Source organism: Sodalis sp. dw_96 (genome assembly GCF_018449575.1).
Classification (GTDB): domain Bacteria; phylum Pseudomonadota; class Gammaproteobacteria; order Enterobacterales; family Enterobacteriaceae; genus Acerihabitans.
In genome coordinates this window covers 181,001-199,674 of sequence record NZ_JAAVUT010000001.1, presented here as the reverse complement: position 1 = coordinate 199,674, position 18,674 = coordinate 181,001, and the positions used below count along the sequence as shown (strand labels likewise).

General features: G+C 47.8%; 14 protein-coding genes, 1 tRNA gene and 3 pseudogenes. 12 read left to right on the top strand and 6 right to left on the bottom strand.

The annotated features are described in order from the left end of the window. Positions 1–212: 212 nt before the first annotated feature. From HB631_RS00875 to HB631_RS00865, 3 genes and pseudogenes are all read left to right on the top strand, one after another. Positions 213–1,553: an anaerobic C4-dicarboxylate transporter gene (locus HB631_RS00875; protein ID WP_213989271.1), complete on the top strand. Its 1,341-nt coding sequence runs from the start codon at positions 213–215 to the stop codon at positions 1,551–1,553. Positions 1,554–1,733: 180 nt separating this feature from the next. Then, positions 1,734–1,809, top strand: a tRNA-Asn gene (locus HB631_RS00870). 161 nt (positions 1,810–1,970) lie between these two features. After that, a pseudogene (locus HB631_RS00865) lies at positions 1,971–3,236 on the top strand (integrase arm-type DNA-binding domain-containing protein). Positions 3,237–3,542: 306 nt separating this feature from the next. Here the strand turns inward: HB631_RS00865 and HB631_RS00860 are convergent. Further along, positions 3,543–3,665: pseudogene (locus HB631_RS00860) on the bottom strand (transposase domain-containing protein); the annotation flags it as partial. A gap of 15 nt (positions 3,666–3,680) precedes the next feature. Between HB631_RS00860 and HB631_RS00855 the strand changes: the two are divergent. Then, positions 3,681–3,899, top strand: a pseudogene (locus tag HB631_RS00855) (IS110 family transposase); the annotation flags it as partial. A 212-nt stretch (positions 3,900–4,111) separates the two neighbouring features. On the opposite strand, the gene HB631_RS00850 reads toward HB631_RS00855, so the two are convergent. From HB631_RS00850 to xyeA, 5 genes are all read right to left on the bottom strand, one after another. Beyond that, a complete protein-coding gene (locus tag HB631_RS00850; protein WP_213989269.1) occupies positions 4,112–6,187 on the bottom strand; it encodes a peptidase domain-containing ABC transporter in 2,076 nt (691 codons plus the stop codon). Positions 6,188–6,190: 3 nt separating this feature from the next. After that, positions 6,191–7,408 carry an HlyD family efflux transporter periplasmic adaptor subunit gene (locus tag HB631_RS00845; RefSeq protein ID WP_213989268.1) on the bottom strand — a complete coding sequence of 406 codons (1,218 nt, stop codon included), beginning with the start codon at positions 7,406–7,408 and terminating at the stop codon, positions 6,191–6,193. A gap of 4 nt (positions 7,409–7,412) precedes the next feature. Then, positions 7,413–8,276: a hypothetical protein gene (locus tag HB631_RS00840; protein WP_213989267.1), complete on the bottom strand. Its 864-nt coding sequence runs from the start codon at positions 8,274–8,276 to the stop codon at positions 7,413–7,415. A 2-nt stretch (positions 8,277–8,278) separates the two neighbouring features. Further along, positions 8,279–9,442 carry a cyclophane-forming radical SAM/SPASM peptide maturase XyeB gene (xyeB, locus tag HB631_RS00835; RefSeq protein ID WP_213989266.1) on the bottom strand — a complete coding sequence of 388 codons (1,164 nt, stop codon included), beginning with the start codon at positions 9,440–9,442 and terminating at the stop codon, positions 8,279–8,281. Between the two features lie 61 nt (positions 9,443–9,503). After that, a complete protein-coding gene (gene xyeA / locus HB631_RS00830) occupies positions 9,504–9,659 on the bottom strand; it encodes a XyeA family cyclophane-containing RiPP triceptide (RefSeq protein ID WP_213989265.1) in 156 nt (51 codons plus the stop codon). 1,010 nt (positions 9,660–10,669) lie between these two features. Between xyeA and HB631_RS00825 the strand changes: the two genes are divergently transcribed. The 8 genes from HB631_RS00825 to otnK all read left to right on the top strand — a co-directional run bounded on the left by HB631_RS00825 (position 10,670) and on the right by otnK (position 18,416). Then, complete coding sequence (locus tag HB631_RS00825; protein ID WP_213989264.1) at positions 10,670–10,813, top strand: Arm DNA-binding domain-containing protein; 144 nt, start codon at positions 10,670–10,672, stop codon at positions 10,811–10,813. 31 nt (positions 10,814–10,844) lie between these two features. After that, positions 10,845–10,961, top strand: coding sequence for a hypothetical protein (locus HB631_RS27255; protein ID WP_345945673.1), 117 nt, complete (start codon positions 10,845–10,847; stop codon positions 10,959–10,961). Positions 10,962–11,611: 650 nt separating this feature from the next. Continuing rightward, positions 11,612–12,871, top strand: a complete 1,260-nt coding sequence (locus HB631_RS00815; protein ID WP_213989263.1) for a lactonase family protein — start codon at positions 11,612–11,614, stop codon at positions 12,869–12,871. A 328-nt stretch (positions 12,872–13,199) separates the two neighbouring features. Continuing rightward, positions 13,200–13,985, top strand: coding sequence for a TIM barrel protein (locus HB631_RS00810; RefSeq protein WP_213989262.1), 786 nt, complete (start codon positions 13,200–13,202; stop codon positions 13,983–13,985). 228 nt (positions 13,986–14,213) lie between these two features. Next, positions 14,214–15,284 carry an isocitrate/isopropylmalate dehydrogenase family protein gene (locus HB631_RS00805; protein WP_213989261.1) on the top strand — a complete coding sequence of 357 codons (1,071 nt, stop codon included), beginning with the start codon at positions 14,214–14,216 and terminating at the stop codon, positions 15,282–15,284. 428 nt (positions 15,285–15,712) lie between these two features. Then, complete coding sequence (locus HB631_RS00800; protein WP_213989260.1) at positions 15,713–16,351, top strand: aldolase; 639 nt, start codon at positions 15,713–15,715, stop codon at positions 16,349–16,351. Between the two features lie 119 nt (positions 16,352–16,470). Then, complete coding sequence (locus tag HB631_RS00795) at positions 16,471–17,148, top strand: aspartate/glutamate racemase family protein (RefSeq protein WP_213989259.1); 678 nt, start codon at positions 16,471–16,473, stop codon at positions 17,146–17,148. Further along, entirely contained in the window at positions 17,142–18,416 is a 1,275-nt protein-coding gene (otnK, locus tag HB631_RS00790) for a 3-oxo-tetronate kinase (protein WP_213989258.1), read from the top strand. Before HB631_RS00795 ends, otnK begins: the two co-directional genes overlap by 7 nt. The last annotated feature ends 258 nt before the right edge of the window (positions 18,417–18,674 follow it).

The following is an 18,674-nucleotide window of genomic DNA, read 5'->3' as shown; positions in this document are numbered from 1 at the left end:
GGTTACCCATTCTTAAAATCCATAATTTTCATTTGCATTCCCGCCATTTTTCTGATTGCGCCTCCAAAATTTCCCTCACGAATGTGACGCAACTCCCGCTATGATGAAATTCTGCTGAAATGAGAGGTTTCTTAGATTTCACGCAATATTTGGCCTTTTTGCCGGGACGATATTAGCGCTTTAAACGATGACAATTTATTACTGAGGAACCTATGGATTTTTTCATTCAACTGGCGGTAATTTTGGTCTGCCTTTTATATGGGGCGAGAAAGGGCGGGATTGCGCTGGGGTTGCTGGGTGGCATAGGTCTGGTCATTCTGGTGTTTGTGTTTCATCTAGAACCCGGGAAACCCCCGGTTGACGTGATGCTGGTTATTATTGCCGTGGTGGCGGCTTCCGCCACTTTGCAAGCGTCGGGCGGATTGGATGTGATGCTGCAAATTGCCGAACGGATGCTCAGGCGCAACCCGAAATATGTCTCTATCGTGGCGCCGTTCGTGACCTGCATATTGACCATCCTTTGCGGTACCGGCCATGTGGTCTATACCATTTTGCCGATTATCTATGATGTGGCCATAAAAAATAACATCCGGCCGGAACGTCCTATGGCCGCCAGCTCCATCGGCGCGCAAATGGGCATTATCGCCAGTCCGGTATCCGTGGCGGTGGTATCGCTGGTGGCCATGCTGGGCAATGTGACCTTTAACGGCAAGCACCTGGATTTTCTCGACCTGCTGGCCATCACCATTCCTTCCACCCTGTGCGGTATCCTCGCCATCGGTATTTTCAGCTGGTTTCGCGGCAAGGATTTGGACGACGATGAAGACTTTCAAAAATTCATCTCGGTACCCGAAAATCACAAGTATGTCTATGGCGATACCGCCACGCTGCTGGATCGCAAGCTGCCCCGTCGTAATTGGATAGCGATGTGGATTTTCCTGGCAACCATCGCCGTAGTGGCGATACTGGGCGCGGTGACGGTATTACGACCGGTGTTCCATGGCGAGCCGCTGTCCATGGTACTGGTTATTCAGATGTGCATGTTGTTCTCCGGCGCGCTGATCGTGATTATCACCAAAACCAATCCGGCGGAAATTTCCAAGAACGAGGTATTCCGTTCCGGCATGATTGCCATTGTGGCGGTATACGGTATCGCCTGGATGGCGGAAACCATCTTCGGCGCGCATCTTAAGGAAATAGAAGCCAGCCTCGGCGCCATCATTAAGGTCCATCCCTGGGCCTATGCGCTGGCGCTGCTGGTGGTGTCGAAGTTCGTCAATTCCCAGGCGGCGGCACTGGCGGCCATCGTACCGGTGGCGCTGGCCATCGGCGTCGACCCGGCTTATATCGTGGCTTCTGCGCCGGCCTGCTACGGTTATTACATCCTGCCCACCTACCCCAGCGATCTGGCCGCCATCCAGTTCGACCGCTCCGGTACCACCCACATCGGGCGTTTTGTGATTAACCACAGCTTTATATTGGTCGGCCTGATCGGCGTCGGGGTTTCCAGCGTGCTGGGCTGGGTGCTGGCGTGGGCCTACGGGTTCTTGTAAGCAGGGCTTTTAGCACCGGCATTTTGCCAGCCGGGCCTGTTATACCTCTTAAACTGTCGGCGGGTTGAATTTGACCTGCCGACGGCGTAATGCGCAATCTATGAACAAACAGTCATTTTTCGCCCCACCGCCCTTTGACATGAAGCCGGTCCCCCGCTATTATGCCAGCCACTTTGCAATTCCTCTGTAGTTCAGTCGGTAGAACGGCGGACTGTTAATCCGTATGTCACTGGTTCGAGTCCAGTCAGAGGAGCCAATTTCTTGTTTTCATGCCTCTTTACGAATCCCTCTATGATTCAGATTCAATAAGTTAGCGTGAGAAATCTTCCCGATGCGTTTTCAGTTTTCCCTCTGCATCGGGAAAAATTGGTGGTCAGATTTGGGGTCAGGTTGGTTCGATTATGGAGTGACCCCCATATGTCTCTTAACGACACGAAAATCCGCAGCAGTAAACCCCTAGCAAAACCTTTCAAACTGTCCGATGCACACGGGTTGTATTTGTTGATCAATCCCGGTGGTTCCCGTCTCTGGTATCTCAAGTATCGTATTAATGGTAAAGAATCCCGTCTCGGTTTAGGCGCTTATCCGCTGGTATCTCTTGCCGACGCCCGGCTAAAGCGTGATGGCATCCGAAAATTGCTGAACCAGAATATCAACCCGGCACAGCAGCGTGTTGCTGAAAAAGCCTCCTGTTCACCTGAAAAATGTTTCAAGACCGTGGCGCTGGGTTGGCATAGAAGCAATAAAGCTTGGTCGGAGAACCACGCCAGCCGACTGCTTGCCAGCATGAACAATCATATTTTCCCGGTGATTGGGCATCTGCCGGTAACGGAACTGAAAACACGACATTTCACCGCTCTGCTGAAAGGGATTGAGGAAAAGGGACTGCTGGAAGTCGCCTCCCGCACCCGACAGCACCTATGCAGCATCATGCGTTATGCTGTGCAGCAAGGACTGGTGGAAAACAACCCGGCGCTGAATCTGGAAGGCGTGACGGCTCCGCCCGTTAAACACCACTATCCTACCCTACCCCTGGAACACCTGCCGGAACTGCTGGCGCGCATTGACGGCTACATGGCGGGACGGACACTTACCCGACTCGCTGTGACGCTCACCCTGCACCTTTTTATCCGTTCCAGCGAACTGCGCTTCGCCCGCTGGTGCGAGATTGATTTCAAAAACGGAATCTGGACGCTTCCTTCCACCCGCGACACCATTGCCGGTGTCCGTTATTCCGGACGTGGCGCGAAAATGCGGACACCACATATCGTGCCGCTGTCCCGGCAGGCTGTTGCTATTCTGAGGCAGATACAGGACATATCCGGCCATCTAGAACTGGTATTCCCCGGCGACCATAATTCATATTAGTCAATGTGTGAAAACACGGTCAACAAGGCATTACGGTTGATGGGCTATAACACTAAAACTGACGTCTGCGGCCACGGATTCAGGGCAATGGCCTGTAGCGCATTAATGGAATCAGAGCTATGGTCGCGGGATGCCGTTGAACGCCAGATGAGCCATCAGGAACGCAACGGCGTTCGGGCAGCCTATATCCACAAAGCCGAACATCTTGATGCCCGCAAAGCCATGATGCAGTGGTGGTCGGATTATCTGGATGTAAATCGCGAAGATTATGTCGCGCCGTATATTTATGCACGACAGTACAAAACGCAAGAATGACGATTAGCTTGCAAAAAGCAGACTCCTTTCATCAGGATCTGCTTTTTTTGCTTTATGGAAGGTTTTACTTTTGTTTTGTAACCGGCTGGTGATCTCACCTTGCAGCTAAACAGTAACCAGACAATACCTTCTGCGTTCTCGCATAACGGGTTTGACAACTTTGGGAACCATTAAGGAACTATTTGGGTCTGCAATGTCACTCTTCACCCTCATTCTCTCTGTGAATGAAAGATGTGCAGGTAGTACCGGTCGGACTTTCGGGTCCGCCCCCCCCCACGAAAGAGGGATGAGATAGCGAGGGATTGGCTAGCCGCTAAAGCTGTTTTCGGCGTAAGGTAACAGTTCGCGTATTCGGCTATTGGGCCAGGAAGGCAACCGCGTCAGCACATCGCATAGCCAGATATAGGGGTCATGACCGTTGAGTTTGGCAAGAAACGTGTTGAACGGAAACAATTGCTACAGACTGTAGCAAATATACCGATTTGTCAGATCGGTATTGAAGCTTCCACTGGAGCATTTTACTGGCAGCGCGAGTTTGAAAAACTAGGGCACAAAGTAAAAATCATCAGCCCCTAATATGTAAAGCCATTTATAGGTGGACCGAAAAATGACGGTAATGATGCACAGGATATCGCTGTGGCGCTCATGCAACCAACAATAAGGAGGTAGTCCATAGATATAAAGGCTCTTGACCGCAATGTGATATTGCTGGCAATACTGTGGTTTGGATAATGCGCTGCGTTGCCAGGCTTCAATATGCCGCAGTTGCTCGGTGCGGGGATGCCTCTTTTCCATGATAGATTTCACGTCAATTGAAATGGGTGAAATAAGAATGCGTTAACAAAAATTATCAACAAGGCGAGATGCCGGGTCGCTTACGTTATCTCCGTCCATGTATTTAATTGAAGGTTAAATACCCTGTCTGCAGACTTAATCATCTCTGGCCGGTGAGCAACAAAAATCCGTGTTATTGATAAGCGACTAATCGAGCGAATTATTTTTTTTTCATTTTCAATGTCGAGGTCACTAGTTGCTTCATCAAGCAGCAAGATATCCGGTTGTCGATATAGGGCTCTAGCAATGGAAACTCGCTGAAGTTGCCCTCCTGATAGAGTGCCGCTGATATCACCAATCATTGAATCATAGCCCATTGGCATTGAGCAGATCTCTTCGTCAATCGCCGCATGGCTTGCACATTCTGCCATCCGCTTTACATCTGGGGAATCTGAGAAACTAGTGATATTATTTTGTAAAGTTCCGGCTAGCAACTTGTCATCTTGCATGACAAAAGCGATATGCTCCCTAATAGCTCGTTTTCCGAGATTGAACATATTCATCCCATTAATAAAAATACTACCATCGGTGGGTTCATATAAACCAGCCAATACATGGAGAAATGTTGACTTTCCGCAACCCGATGGCCCAATAATGGCTATACTTTCTCCAGGTTGAACGTCGATATTTATCCCTTCAAATAGATAAGGTTCGGATGGGGAATGACGATACGACAGATTGCGGACTGTGATATACCCATTTACTTGCAACTGTGGCTTATCTTCATTATTTGGTTCTACAGGAGATACGGCAATATCTGTCAGGCGTTGACTGTGCATAGATACCAGACAAAAGTCAGAAACTGCATTTACTAATTTTATTGTACGAGTTATCACCATATCTGAGTAAAGCATCACAGCTAATAAGGTACCAGTAGTCATTCCATTATCATATCCTATAGCACCTACGATAAGCACACAGATACCTGCAAAACCGATTAAAAGCACAGCTATAGTGTTAGTCAAAAGATCAAGTTTAAACAGTTGATTTCCAGCCTTTGTACTGTTAATAACGTGATTTAACCACTCTCGTCGACGAATAGGGGTTAAGTTCAACATTTTAATGGTTTTAATAGCCCTAACGGTCTCAAGAAAATGTGATGACTGAACCGCTTCGAAAGAGATATGTTCAATCTTTCGAGTCCGGTACAAAGAAAATAAGCTCGCCTTAAGCACAACATATGCGGTTGCGGCTGTGAGTGGGCCAATAGCCAAGAGAGGGGAATAAACCAAAATTATGATTATTGAAATGACAATAACTATTGCGTCGAGTATTGAGGCTACCATTTCAGCGGTAAATGCTTCTTGTATAGCAGTCAGAGACTGGAAGCGTGATGTTATGTCGCCTATATGACGCTTTTCGAAAAAGGGTAGGGTCAATCGGATGAGTCGATTGAAAAACATCTCAGCCCACTTTACACCAAGCGTACAACGAAGATTCATTAGTACCAAAGCTCGAACCACCGAAAATGCGGACTTCATCAGTAGCGCAGAGATGACTATTATCCCTACAAAAATTATTCCTTCAAGATCAGATGAACGAATTAGCGTGTCGATGGTGAATTTTGTTGCAGCTGGCACTGCAATAGAAAGCAGTTCCACTAAAACAGAGAGCGCCAGAACTCCGGAAACGATGCGCAGTAACCCCCTAATTCCGGAGAAAAGATCTGACACATTGACATTCATTTCAAGTGGTTTTTTGTCAAATGCCTCAGAGGGCCATGCTTCAATCATGATACCGGTGAATTTATCTGACAATTCGCGCAAAGAAATTTTTCGTCGACCCATACTGGGATCATGGATAATGACACCTCGATGTGTCATTTTAGCTAATACTACAAAATGATTAAATGACCAATGAAGAATAACTGGACGGCTTAGCGAACGCAGCTCGTTAAGTTCTATTCTCGAAGCGCGGGCCGTCATTCCTACTTGTTCAAATGCCCTTATGAGTTCACTTAATGTCATGCCGTGACTGGCTACATCATGTATAAAGCGTGCAGATGCAAGGTCAAGGCGTTTGCCGAAATAGCCAGCCATCATAGCCAAACATGCTAACCCACATTCATTCGTTTCTGATTGTAAAATAAGGGGTGTTTTCTGCCAGGAAAATAACATTTGTTAATTCTCAGTCATAATGCGTTTGATACTTTGATTTATAGGAAAAAATATCCATGCCCAAATGCGTCGATGCGCAGTTAATATGTCAGCATTAACTTCTACACCAGCGGGTAGTACTTGCGTATTGGTATCTGGCACAATGAGTAAGCGAAAACGCCGGTTGTTTCCTGTCAGCGCCTCTGGACTAGCGCTGATATCTGCAACGCTGCCGGATACTTTACCAAACCTTTCCCACGGTAATGATTCAACTCGCATCATTACCTGCTGGCCAGTTTTTACTTCTGGTAACGCGGATGGGGGAAGCCACATTTCAACGTACGGTTTAGCATTTTCCGGAACTAGAACCGCTGCAATTGTGCCAGTATTAATTCTCTGACCTTCCAATATATTTAATGAGGCAACGATGCCATCAATAGGTGCCACAATGTAGGACTCAATACCAACCGAGGCATTGATAACTTGTTGCTGTAGTGTCACTAGCTGTTGATGCATATCGGTAATGGCTTGTTTCTCCCGTGCTACTGAATGGGCCAATTCATCAAGTAATTGAAGACGCTCTCCTTGCACACGAGTTATGCTAATGCGATACCTGTGCAGTTGAGCAATTGAATTATGGTATTCGTTTTCACGCTCATTTTTGTCTTGTACGGTAGTGATACCCTTTTGGAGAAACTTCAGATAACTTGACATACGCTCTTTTAATCGGGTACTACGCGCTGACTCAAAGTCAATTGCTGTTTTAATAGCTGTTATCTCCTCTTCTTTAATACTGATTTTTTCATATAAGCGTTGACGCTCTCCTTTTATCTCCCTATGCCGGTCAACCTCTCTTTTTTGAAGTTCATCTATTTGGCGTTGCGCAGCATCCAGTAATGACTGATTAATCCCGCCTCCAACGTAGGCAATATCCCGCGAAAGCGTAGCGATTATATCTCCTTTTTTTACCATCTCGCCCCGGAGTACCTCGATACGGCTTATAACTCCATCTTGATTGAAAATAACCTCCGCAGCAGAAGGGGTATAAATTATTCGACCACTTACAGGTACTCTTTGTGTATAGGTAGTAAATAATAGAAGTATACATATCAATAATACACCAAGGGCAAACCACAGGGCGGTCCTTAGCACTGACGGCGAAGAAACACTAAAATCACCTAGCCACGCGTTATTTTTGTAGTGTAAAGCCTCAGGGCGGAAAATGGAATTATCATTATTCATAATACTAACGACTGATGTACAGCATACGCCCTGACATATCAACAATCACCTGATGACCACGCAAGAACCCCATGCCTAATAAGCCATCAAAATCAAGTACTTTAGACGTTACACTATTGGTTACAATTGCTAAATTATTACGTTCTCTTCCCTTTTTATCCTTAAGGGTGATTTTTGCAACTCTACAGTCTGCATTGGCTGCTTTGGGCTCAATAGTATGACAACCAAAAAAACGGGTTTCACTAGGTAAATTATCGGAAAACAGAAATGAATGGCTGGCACCGGTATCAACAATCAAATATAAAGGTTTGCCCCCCACGTATGCTCTAATACGTAACCCCGACTCCGCTCTATCTATCGGGTAGGATGACCATTTTTTAAGATCAGAAGGTAATTTTTCCAACATTTTTAATCGATCGTTTTTAAAGTCCATGAGAAAGGAACGTTCTTGGAAAATACCGAGCCCCATTACTTCATTAACAGGAATCTTGTCTCCCATGGAAAATCCCCATGGTTTGAAACTGACGGCCAACACGTTATTGAAAGTAATATTGGAGATACGCAATTTTTTTATTTTCCAAGCGTTGACCTGGTTTTCTGAACCCGTTATGTCTTTGATTCTTAGAGGAGCTTGATGAATGGCTTCCAAGCTTGGATTAGCGATTAGTTGTTCCAAATCATATTGATTTATATGTATACCCTCTCCGCTTCCAGTATCCAGAGTTAGAGTGTGATACCTATCGACTATCTGAACGTCAACCATTGGCAGGCCACGTTTATCGTACCGTAGCCGCATGAAATCATTATGAATGTCAGCCACACAAATGTTGGAAAAAAACACCATCAATAAGGGATAAATCCTCATCATAATTAACTATCCAGGTTTTTCATAATTGTATTTTCGGATACTCCGCAATCGAGTAAATGCGATGCTGCCCGACTCATTATTTTCCTGATAGATGGGCAAAAAACAGTTTCACGGTTAAAATCATCAGCTTTTGAATAACGTTGAATATGTCGACCCCCTCCACATATTTTTTGCCAGATGCAGTCAGTACAAACGAGGGGTAAATTATTATTGACGGCCATATATTTCTGCATCTGCCATGAAGCAATAGTTTCCGACAAAGACAGATTGCGAACATTACCAATTGATGTAAATATAGGATCGTTGGTAGCTCTGAGTGTATCGTCAACATAAAGTTCGCCCTCTGATCCGACAGTAAAGGCAAGGGTATCACTTTCTGATTTACTCAATCCTAATACGGGGCTTAAATCTGAATTTAGCATGGATTGTATATGCGTATAAAAAAAACGTATATATACATTACTGTCTGCATCAGAAAAGAATTCATCGATTGCTGAGCAATAAAAATCCGACAAACCCTCTGGATCCTTACAGGTATCATGCGTTTCATCTGGAATAAGGAAATCTATTTTTTTACAATGCAACACATCGACAAAATGGCGATAAATTTCTGCTCCATTTACCAATGAATTAGCAACACACAAAATACCGGGTTCATCTATCAGTCTTCCGGCTTGCCACGCATCCTGCAACATCACCAAGCCTTTCACCGTACCTTCGTAGGTGCTGCGGCCCTTCCTGTCCAGGCGGTGTTTATCATTGATGTGTTTAGGCCCATCGATAGAGACACCAACGCTGATATTATTATTAGAGAAAATATCGATCCACTCTTCGTCAATAAGCATGGCATTTGTTTGGCAAGCAAGTTGTAACCTGGATTTTTTGTAGTTTCCTGATAGAAAATCGCGGCAAGCACTATCAAACTTCTCCTTTCCCATCATCAGTGGTTCGCCTCCGTGAAAGTCAATTTGAATTGTTTCTATGTCGTACTCATGAGAGGCTCGCTCAAGGAATCCCGTTAAGTCTTTAATGATGTCGTGAGAAATAATAGGCTTTGAGTTTATTGATATGTCGTTTCCCAAATTAAAAACGTAGCAATAGGTACAATTAATGTTACATCTTTCACTTACCTTTAGGATTATTTCAAGATGTTTTATTTTAATCATTGAGATCGCCCCCTGATGGAAAATAGATGCAGAATGGTTTTCCACACTGCATAAACATCAATTAAAATTTCTTGTCCCAGCGAGCGAAGGCATTAACCCAACCACCCGAAATGCTATCTAACATAGCTTGAGTTAGTGCTTTCTTAGCATTTTTGTTATCTGCAACAATAGTTACAGCTGCTTTGTTAAAATTAATTTCTTTAATTAATTTAGACATAATTTAACTCCATTATTTTATTCGCATTAAGTTCGACACGCGACACTACTATTTATCAAAGACTGTTGTAGATAAAGTCTTTTTGTGAAATTTTGGTGTTCATTGATTGATTGTTTATATTCAATTATACGTACAAAGTCGGCACATGATCAGGCCCGAATTGCACTTTGATAAAAAAATCAACTCCTATATGTAATACTATGATATAAATTTGAAATAATATTTGTGGTCTAAAGATATCACTTTTCTTATAGATAAATTCCCCTGCCGGTTCTGTACGCTCCCGGCATGGAAGCTGATTCCCAGAAAATCAAATCGGGTAAGCTCCGCATTGCCGTCTCGCCAGCCATCCCTACAAGACACTAGCCGCGTCTTTCTCGGAACAAGTTGCAACCGACAAGCGGTCAATCTTATTTGCAGGGTTTCAACCTTTAGATTCAGTACGGCAATGCCAGACAATATCGTCGGCATATCGCTCGAACGTAAGCGCCCAGCATGAACCGTATTGACAACTATGATCCTACCTAACAATAACGTACTCAGCCCTAAGTGATATGGACTGCCACCGATAGGTAGGCATTTCGTGTCCTCACCACGAGGTCTGTTCGACGACCTCAGGACTGATGCCGTCGAGGTGGCTGTGTAAGTGGGTCCGGTTGTAGAACACTAAATATAACCGAAGAAAAAGGTGGTCATTTTGGTGGTCTTGACAGGATAGTCATTTCCCTTTAGCTTAATTATTAGCCATTTACTGGCAAAGGCGATCCCAGTCAGAGGAGCCAAATCCTATTCTGTGGATGTCTACTGATGTCCACAGGTCATTGAAATATGGATCAAACCAATCCTGCTAGGCTCCAGCGACGTACATTGAAATCCACCTGTAGCCGATACTTTTAAGTCCATTTTTAAGTCCATCGGAAATGCGGGTAGATGGTGTTCGCATTGTTGCTGTTATCCTTTGCGACCGGAAACCAGAATCCAGCTCTGACCAGTAATCAAGGGCTACGATCATGGAACTTTCCGATACCGCAGTCCGCCGGGCCAAAGCGACCGGCAATGCCTATACCCTCCCCGATGATGCCGGCCATTCACTTGCTGTTTCACCCAAGGGTGAAAAAACCTGGCACTTCCGCTATTACTGGGGAGGAAAATAAAAGCGAATCTTCCTAGAGTTGCTCTCCCAGCGTGACACTTCGTGACGCACGGCAGTTAAGAGATCAAACTTCGGCCCAATTGGCAAAAGGTATTAATCCGAGAGCTGCTCGCGAGCAAGCAACGTTATGCCACCTTGCTGGCTTCTGAAAACAGCTCTGAAGCCGTATTGAAGTAAGTCAAAGTTATTGAGCCGCTCAGAGTACCCCGGTCCGCCATCGCCGGTGCCCTGGAAGCATCAATACCTGAAATATTTCCTGTTGTTCTGCTTTCCGCACTTTTCAAGGATGGACCGCACTTTCTGACATGGATCTACTAATGAAGGGGTTAGATAATTTCATATTATGAAATATATCTTTATCTTCGAGGGGGCACTAATGAACGCAAGTATTCCCTTTAATCAGGTCCGATTCCACAGATGAGTTCAGCAATGCTGTCACGAAGTTCATAGTGTGATAAATGCATTAATTAATAACAAAAGACAATATAAAGCCATTTACAGCAATCATTACAACCCACTGATAAGTGACATTATATTTATCGTCTTGCAAAAAAATTTTCTGTATGATTATGATTTATTATCATATATTTATTATTTTTCAATAAGTTACTTCTAATTCTTCTTCAAAATAGTACTTAGCGAGCTAGCTCACATATTTTGAATAAGCACTCCCCCAACTCGTTTACAAATTGTGTTTAATTACAATATAATTCAATATTACTTGTGACCACTACACATCTTGAACATTTTCATCAATGCCGTCAGGGAATGAGAATGGTCGGTGCTTCTAGGAGAACAAATGTCCAATCTACCCGATAATCCAGAGAATTCGACGTTTTCAGAAACTGAGCAATGCGACAACAGCCGTCGCCATCTTTTGAAGAGCGCTTTCGTCATGGCGATTGGGATGGCTGGGGTCTTTCCCGAGATCGTTCACGGAGATGAGCATCTAAATAAACCCATGGGGGAATCCAACGTGCCTAATGCCAAATCCAGATGTTTCGCGTATGTCGGCTGCCGCACGACCAAAGAACGAAATGCCCGCGGAGAAGGAATCAGTGTTTACCACGTGGATTCGGCGACCTCGACATGGACGCTGGTCCAGTTAGTGAAGAATCTGGTCAATCCTTCCTTCCTGATCCTTGATAAATCACAGCGTTTTTTGTACACCGTACATGGCGACATGAGCGAGGTGAGCGCTTTCAGCGTCAATCCCCACAGCGGCGAACTGACCTTCCTGAACCACCAATCCACACAGGGAAAGAACCCAGCCTACCTGACCGTGGATGACAGCAATCGATTCGTTCTGGTGGCCAATTACGCGACCGGAACGCTGGCCGTGCTTCCTCGCAACGACGACGGGTCGCTTGGTACCGTGGTGCATCTCGAACACCTGCCGGGAATACCGGGTCCGAATAAGGTGGACCAGACTTTTTCGCACCCACATATGGTAGCCTATGACCCTGAACGCCGATTTATCCTCGTCCCCGACAAGGGGCTGGACCGGATCTTCACCTTTCGCTTCGATGCCGCCAGCGGCAAACTGATCCCGGCGGATCCCCCATTTCGCCAAGTTCGCCCGGGCGCCGGCCCCCGCCACATCGTCTTCCATCCCACAGCGCCTTACGCCTTCGTGACCGACGAACTCGATGCCTCCGTCGATGCCTACCACTACGATGCGACGCCCGGTACGCTGACCCCTCTCCAGGTGATTCCCTCGGCGCCGGACACGTTTACCGGCGCCAATACCGCGGCGGAAATCAACATCTTGCCGTCGGGGCGCTTTATCTATGTCTCGAACCGCGGTCATGACAGCGTCGGTGTGTTCGGCGTAGACGCGGCGAGCGGCCGGCTGACGCCAATACAATGGGTTCCGAGCGAGGGGAAAGGGCCGCGCTTTTGCACCCTCGATCCGACCAACACCTTCCTCTACGCCGCCAACGAAAACAGCGACACCATCGTCCCCTTCAGCGTCGATGCCCAAACCGGACGGCTGCATAGGAACGGTCCCATCATTCACACTGCAAGCCCGGTATGCATTATTTTCTCGACAATCTGATTGCGACTCGAGTTTTTACTGGTGTCATTCCCGTGGGATCAACACCTCGGATTGGGTAATCTGAACAGGCGTGGCCGGTCATAAAGCAGCACTTTCCGGCAATTACGCCTGCCGTTATTTTAGTCTATGGAGATGACGAAAATTGTACTTTTTTATTATATAAATCAATTATGCAATGTAGTATTTTACGCCTGAAGTCAGTGATGCGCCGTGAAGAACATCGCGTGACCGGCCCCACTCAATCGCCCCTTAACAAAAGGGCAAATCTCCATAAAGACTCAACGCACTTTGAGTTGCGAAGGTGCGACGGATTGGAAGGATAGAAGATATGAAATTAAGCGCCCACCTGGGGTTCCAGTTCAACGAAGTCCCCTTCCTAGAACGCTTTGAACTGGCCGCGCAGGCAGGTTATCAAGGTGTAGAGTTTCCTGCGCCGTATGGCCATGACCCGGCAATCCTGAAAAAGCTTCTAGACCAAAATGGCCTGCAACTGGTGCAGATTAGCGCCCCCATGGGCACTGCAGCAGCCGGTGAAAAGGGCATCGCCGCGTTCCCTGAGCGTCGCCAGGAATTTCTGGATGGTTTGAAATTGGCGCGCGACACTTCTTTGACTCTGGGCTGCCCGCGTATCCATGTCATGGCCGGCATAGTTACAACGGTCAGGGGTGCCAGCCTGCATACCTACCTGGAAAACATACAGGCGGCAGTTGCATTGTTCGCTGCCGACGGCATCAGAACGCTGGTTGAGGTCTTTAGCCCGCAGGAAGTTCCCGGTTACTACCTGTCATCTTTTGAGCTGGCCGAAATGGTGTTTGCCGCGATTGCGGATGACCATCTTGAATTCCTCTTTGATACCTACCATGCGGCGGCTCTCGCGCCCGATCCCGTTGCCCTGCTGAAGCACTGGCTGCCTCGGACAGGTCATGTCCAAATTTCAGATTTTCCAGGCAGACATGAACCCGGGACTGGAACGCTGCCCTTCCCGGAAATTTTTGCGGAATTGGCTGCCCGGGGATATGACCATTGGATTGGCTGCGAATACCGTCCCATCGGCGATACCTTGAGCGGGCTTAAGTATCTTGCTCCCTACTTACACCCGGCGTGTACATCATGATTTCACACCGCCGCGCTTACCGAAAGGTACCCTTTATTTGCGGGGGCATGCTTTTAACACATGTGAGGCAGCTCCTATTTTTGGTCTTTAAATTTGTATTTTATACAAACAAAGAGCAATTTATTTATTGTTAAACTCATGTGTGCCTGATACGGTATACGATAAGAAATACGGACGATGATCCTGTCGTGCGTAAAATGATGAGAACTGAAATAAGGAAGAGAAGTAATGAAACTTGCAGTGCTACCCGGCGACGACATCGGCCCGGAAATCATGGACGCAACCCTCGCAGTCGTTCGTGAAGCAGACAAAAAATTCGGGCTGAATCTTACCCTAGAAGTCCATGAGGTCGGTATGTCCCTCCACCGCAAACGCGGCACCACCCTGCCGTCGGAAGTCGTTGAGGCTACACGTGCTGCCGATGGAGTCCTTCTCGGTCCGGGAGGTATGACCCAGTATCCGCCGGTTAGCGAAGGCGGAATCAATATCCCGGGAACGATCCGTAAGCAACTTGATCTGTATGCAAATATCCGACCGGCGCGTTCCCGACCGGGGGTGCCCAAAGCCCACCCGGGACTTGACTGCGTTATCGTCCGTGAAAATACGGAAGGCTTCTATGCGGACCGAAATCTGTTTCAGGGTTATGGCGAATTCATGCCGACGCCCGACTCTGCCATCTCTCTTCGCCTGATCACGGCAAAAGCATCGCGACGTATCGCGGAAGTGGCGTTTAAAATCGCCAGAACCCGGCGCAAGCACGTCACGGTCGTTGGCAAACGCCACGTGATGCAGGTTACCGATGGACTTTTCATGGGCGAAGTCGACAAGGTAGCCGCCCATTATCCGGATGTTACCCTACGCGAAATCGATATTGACGCAATAGCGGCCGAGCTCTACACCAGACCTTCAGCTTTCGACGTTATCCTTACGACTAACATGTTCGGCGATATTCTTTCAAACCTGGTCAACGCGCTGGCAGGCGGCCTCGGTATGGCGTCGGCACTCAACGTGGGTGATAAATATGCAGCGGCGAATGCCGGGCATGGCTCGGCGCCGGATATCGCAGGCAAGAATCTTGCGAATCCTACCGGTCTGATTCTGTCCGCTTCCGCGCTGTTCCGTCATCTGGGACTCCGCTCTGGTGCTGAAGCCTTCATGTCCGCTGGAGAGGCCATTGAGCACGCAGTTGACTCGGCTCTTGCGCATGCCGAATCACGGACCGGTGATCTCGGCGGCACTGCGGGTACAGTAGCGGCTGCCGAGGCTATATGCCGCTATATCCAGGAACAGCCGAAGTGAAGCCGGTCGCACCGGGACCCGGCGCTGAAGAGGCGATTCCGTCATGCACCATCAAACAACGTCATGGCGCGTACCCGCAGTTCAAGCGTTGTATTATGGCCGGTCCTGTTGCACTCGCGTAGCCTCTTCAAAAACAGACTGGTTTCGGATAGCCCTGAATATGGCAAGCGTGATCTTTATTTAATAATCCAATTACAGAGAATAGATATTATCACTGACTATTTTTATCTGATGGCGTTCAGAACCAGTTTATACAAGCCAAAGTGGGTATAAAGATAGTTAACATCTAAAGATTATCCGCTTCTCTACATTGCATTACTTGCGATATCCGGCTTGCGGCACTCGATAATAATGAGGTAATCAAAGATACGCCATTAAGATTGCCGCCGGCTGAAATGAATCAATATCGATTAAGAGGGGGGTAAAATATGCTTTATGAAAAAAACATTCGTGAAGAAATATGCCACACCGGACATAGCCTTCATCGCAGGGGATTTACTGTAGGCAGTTCCGGAAATATCAGCGCCCGTCTGGATGACGGTTGGTTAATTACCCCCACGGACAGTTGCCTTGGTTCTTTAACTCCGGAATCCATTGCAAAGGTAACGTTGGATGGTAAATGGGTCAATGGCGGGAAGCCTTCTAAAACGCTGGCATTACACAAATCAATTTATGAAAATAATGACGACATTAACGGCGTGGTCCACACCCACTCCAGCCATCTGGTTGCAATGACGCTGGATAAGGTATGGCGCGCCGACGCAATTCTGCCGCCCATCACGCCCTATCAGGTGATGAAAGTCGGAAGGATCCCGTTAATCAATTACTGTCGTCCGGGGGCCCCTGCTGTGGCGGTTCAGGCCGCGAAGCTGGCAGTCCACGTGAAGGGTATCATGCTCGAAAGGCTTGGTCCCGTTATCTGGGGCGCCAGCGTAACAAAAGCAGCGGAAATACTCGAAGAACTGGAAGAGACGGCAAAGCTATGGCTGATGACATCCCCAAAGCCGGAGCCCCTCGCTGAAAGTGCGTTACAGGAACTGTTCGAAACGTTTAATTGCCGTTGGTGAGCATTTGCCTATTACCGCGACACGGTCAGTATTACGATCTTTTGTGAGAAACAGTCTCAGTGCCGCTGATTTTTCTTCAGTACTCATAAGCCTTTTCGTAAACATTGCTGGTGATTGTTATGTCAGAACGAATTGTATTGCTGCATGCTACCCATCTTGCCATGCAGCCCATTCATCAAAGTTTCAAGGCAATCTGGCCTGAAGCTGAACTGGTCAATCTGCTGGATGACGGTTTGACTATCGACAGGGCGCGGGAACCAGAGCTGACCAGGTCAATGATTCAGCGGTTCGTTCGCTTTGGTCGATACGGATACGATATGGACGCTGACGGTATCCTGGTTACCTGCTCCGCGTTCGGCCCGGCAATTGAGCAAATGGCCGCGGCGTTTCCGATCCCGGTGCTGAAGCCCAATGAGGCGATGTTCCGCGCCGCGCTGCAAAAAGGGACACGAATTGGGATGATCGCCACCTTCGCTCCCGCCGTGAAAACTATGACGAATGAATTCAATGAATATGTTGTTTCTTCAGGTCAGGATGCATCGCTGACAACTGTCGTCGCGGAAAATGCAATGGATTATCTCAAACAAGGCAACATAGAAGCGCATAACCAGCGGGTCGCCGCCAGTGCGCATACGCTCGAAAACTGCGACGTCATTATGTTGGCCCAGTTTTCTACATCCATAGCCGCCAGCGCCGTTGGTTCAGCGGTATCCGTTCCGGTGCTGAGCGCGCCGGATTCAGCCGTCGCATTGATGAAGGCACTGGTTAAAAACGGCAAGGGGGGCTCATTATGTTAATTGGCATAATTGCAGACGATTTCACGGGTGCAAGCGATATCGCGGTCACTCTTTCGAAAGGTATTGCGGATGAGGGCGGATTGCGAACGACTCTCTTTTTAGGCACGCCCGCACGGGACGCTCCCGCTGGGGTCGAAGCGGGTGTGATTGCGCTAAAAAGCCGCTCCATCCCCGCCGAGCAGGCGGTTACCCAGTCGCTCAAAGCCTGTGGCTGGTTGCTCTCCCAGGGATGCAGCCAGATCGTTTTCAAATATTGTTCAACCTTCGATTCTACTTCAGAGGGAAATATCGGCCCGGTAGCCGATGCCCTGGCAAAATTTCTTGATGCCCGGGCAGTCCCGGTCTGCCCGTCGTTTCCCGCCATGGGGCGTACGGTTTATCAGGGACACCTGTTTGTTCACGACAAACTGCTCAACGAGTCGGGTATGGAGCATCATCCTCTGACGCCCATGAGAGATGCAAATCTCTGCCGGGTACTGAAACAGCAATCATCCAGCAAAATCGGCCATATCTCATGGCAAAAAGTCAGCGAGGGGGCCGCGGCGATACGCAAATCGCTGGACAGTGCGGCTGCATCGGGTGAAATATTAACCGTCATTGACGCGATCAGTGAAAATGATTTGATTTCAATCGGTGAGGCCTGCGCTGAGTCACGCCTCATTACCGGTGGTTCCGCCGTTGCCATCGGGCTGCCCCACAATTTTATCAGTAAGGGGCTTGCTGCCGGGGCGCATAGTCGTGTGCCCTGCATTGATGGTCCTGAGGCTATTCTGGTTGGAAGTTGTTCGCGCACCACGTTACGCCAGATTTCAGAACATGCTAAATCTTATCCCGTGATGATGATCGCCGTGGATGACGTCATGTCCGGCAAGGTCAGCTCAGATAAGCTGGTAGAATTCATCCTATCCAACCAGGGCAAATCGCCGCTCATCTTTACGTCAGATGATAAAGCGGAAGTCGCAATGTCTCAGTCAATCTACGGCCGTGAAAAAGTGTCCGCAGCGCTTGAGGGATTATTTGGTGAGACGGCGCGTAAGCTGATTGAAGGCGGTGTACGTCGTCTTGTCGTAGGCGGTGGAGAAACCTCTGGCGCGGTAGTCAGCGCGCTCAATCTGGACGCTCTGATGATTGGTGACGAGATTGATACCGGTATACCGGCACTGGTTTCACTAGGCGAACATCCCCTATCCCTTGCCCTCAAATCGGGCAATTTTGGCGCCACGGATTTCTTCGCTAAAGCCGTCAGGACTCTACGGGGAAAGGAATAGCGACCTCTTCATTCAGGCACCATCCTTAGCGGGGGATGGGGCCGCGACCGTCATCACCCGGGTCCGGTTGGCGATCCGATATCCGATGATTGACCAGATCGCACAATCCGGTCTGAGTCACCGTTAGAGTCTGCAACTTCGCCCCCCTTAGACAATCCCAATGTTTGGATTAGGGAATTGCCCCGATATTTGTAGGGCCTTCTTACGGCTGCGTTTTTTTTTTGAAAAAATTGCATAAAATGTTTTAAATACTTATAA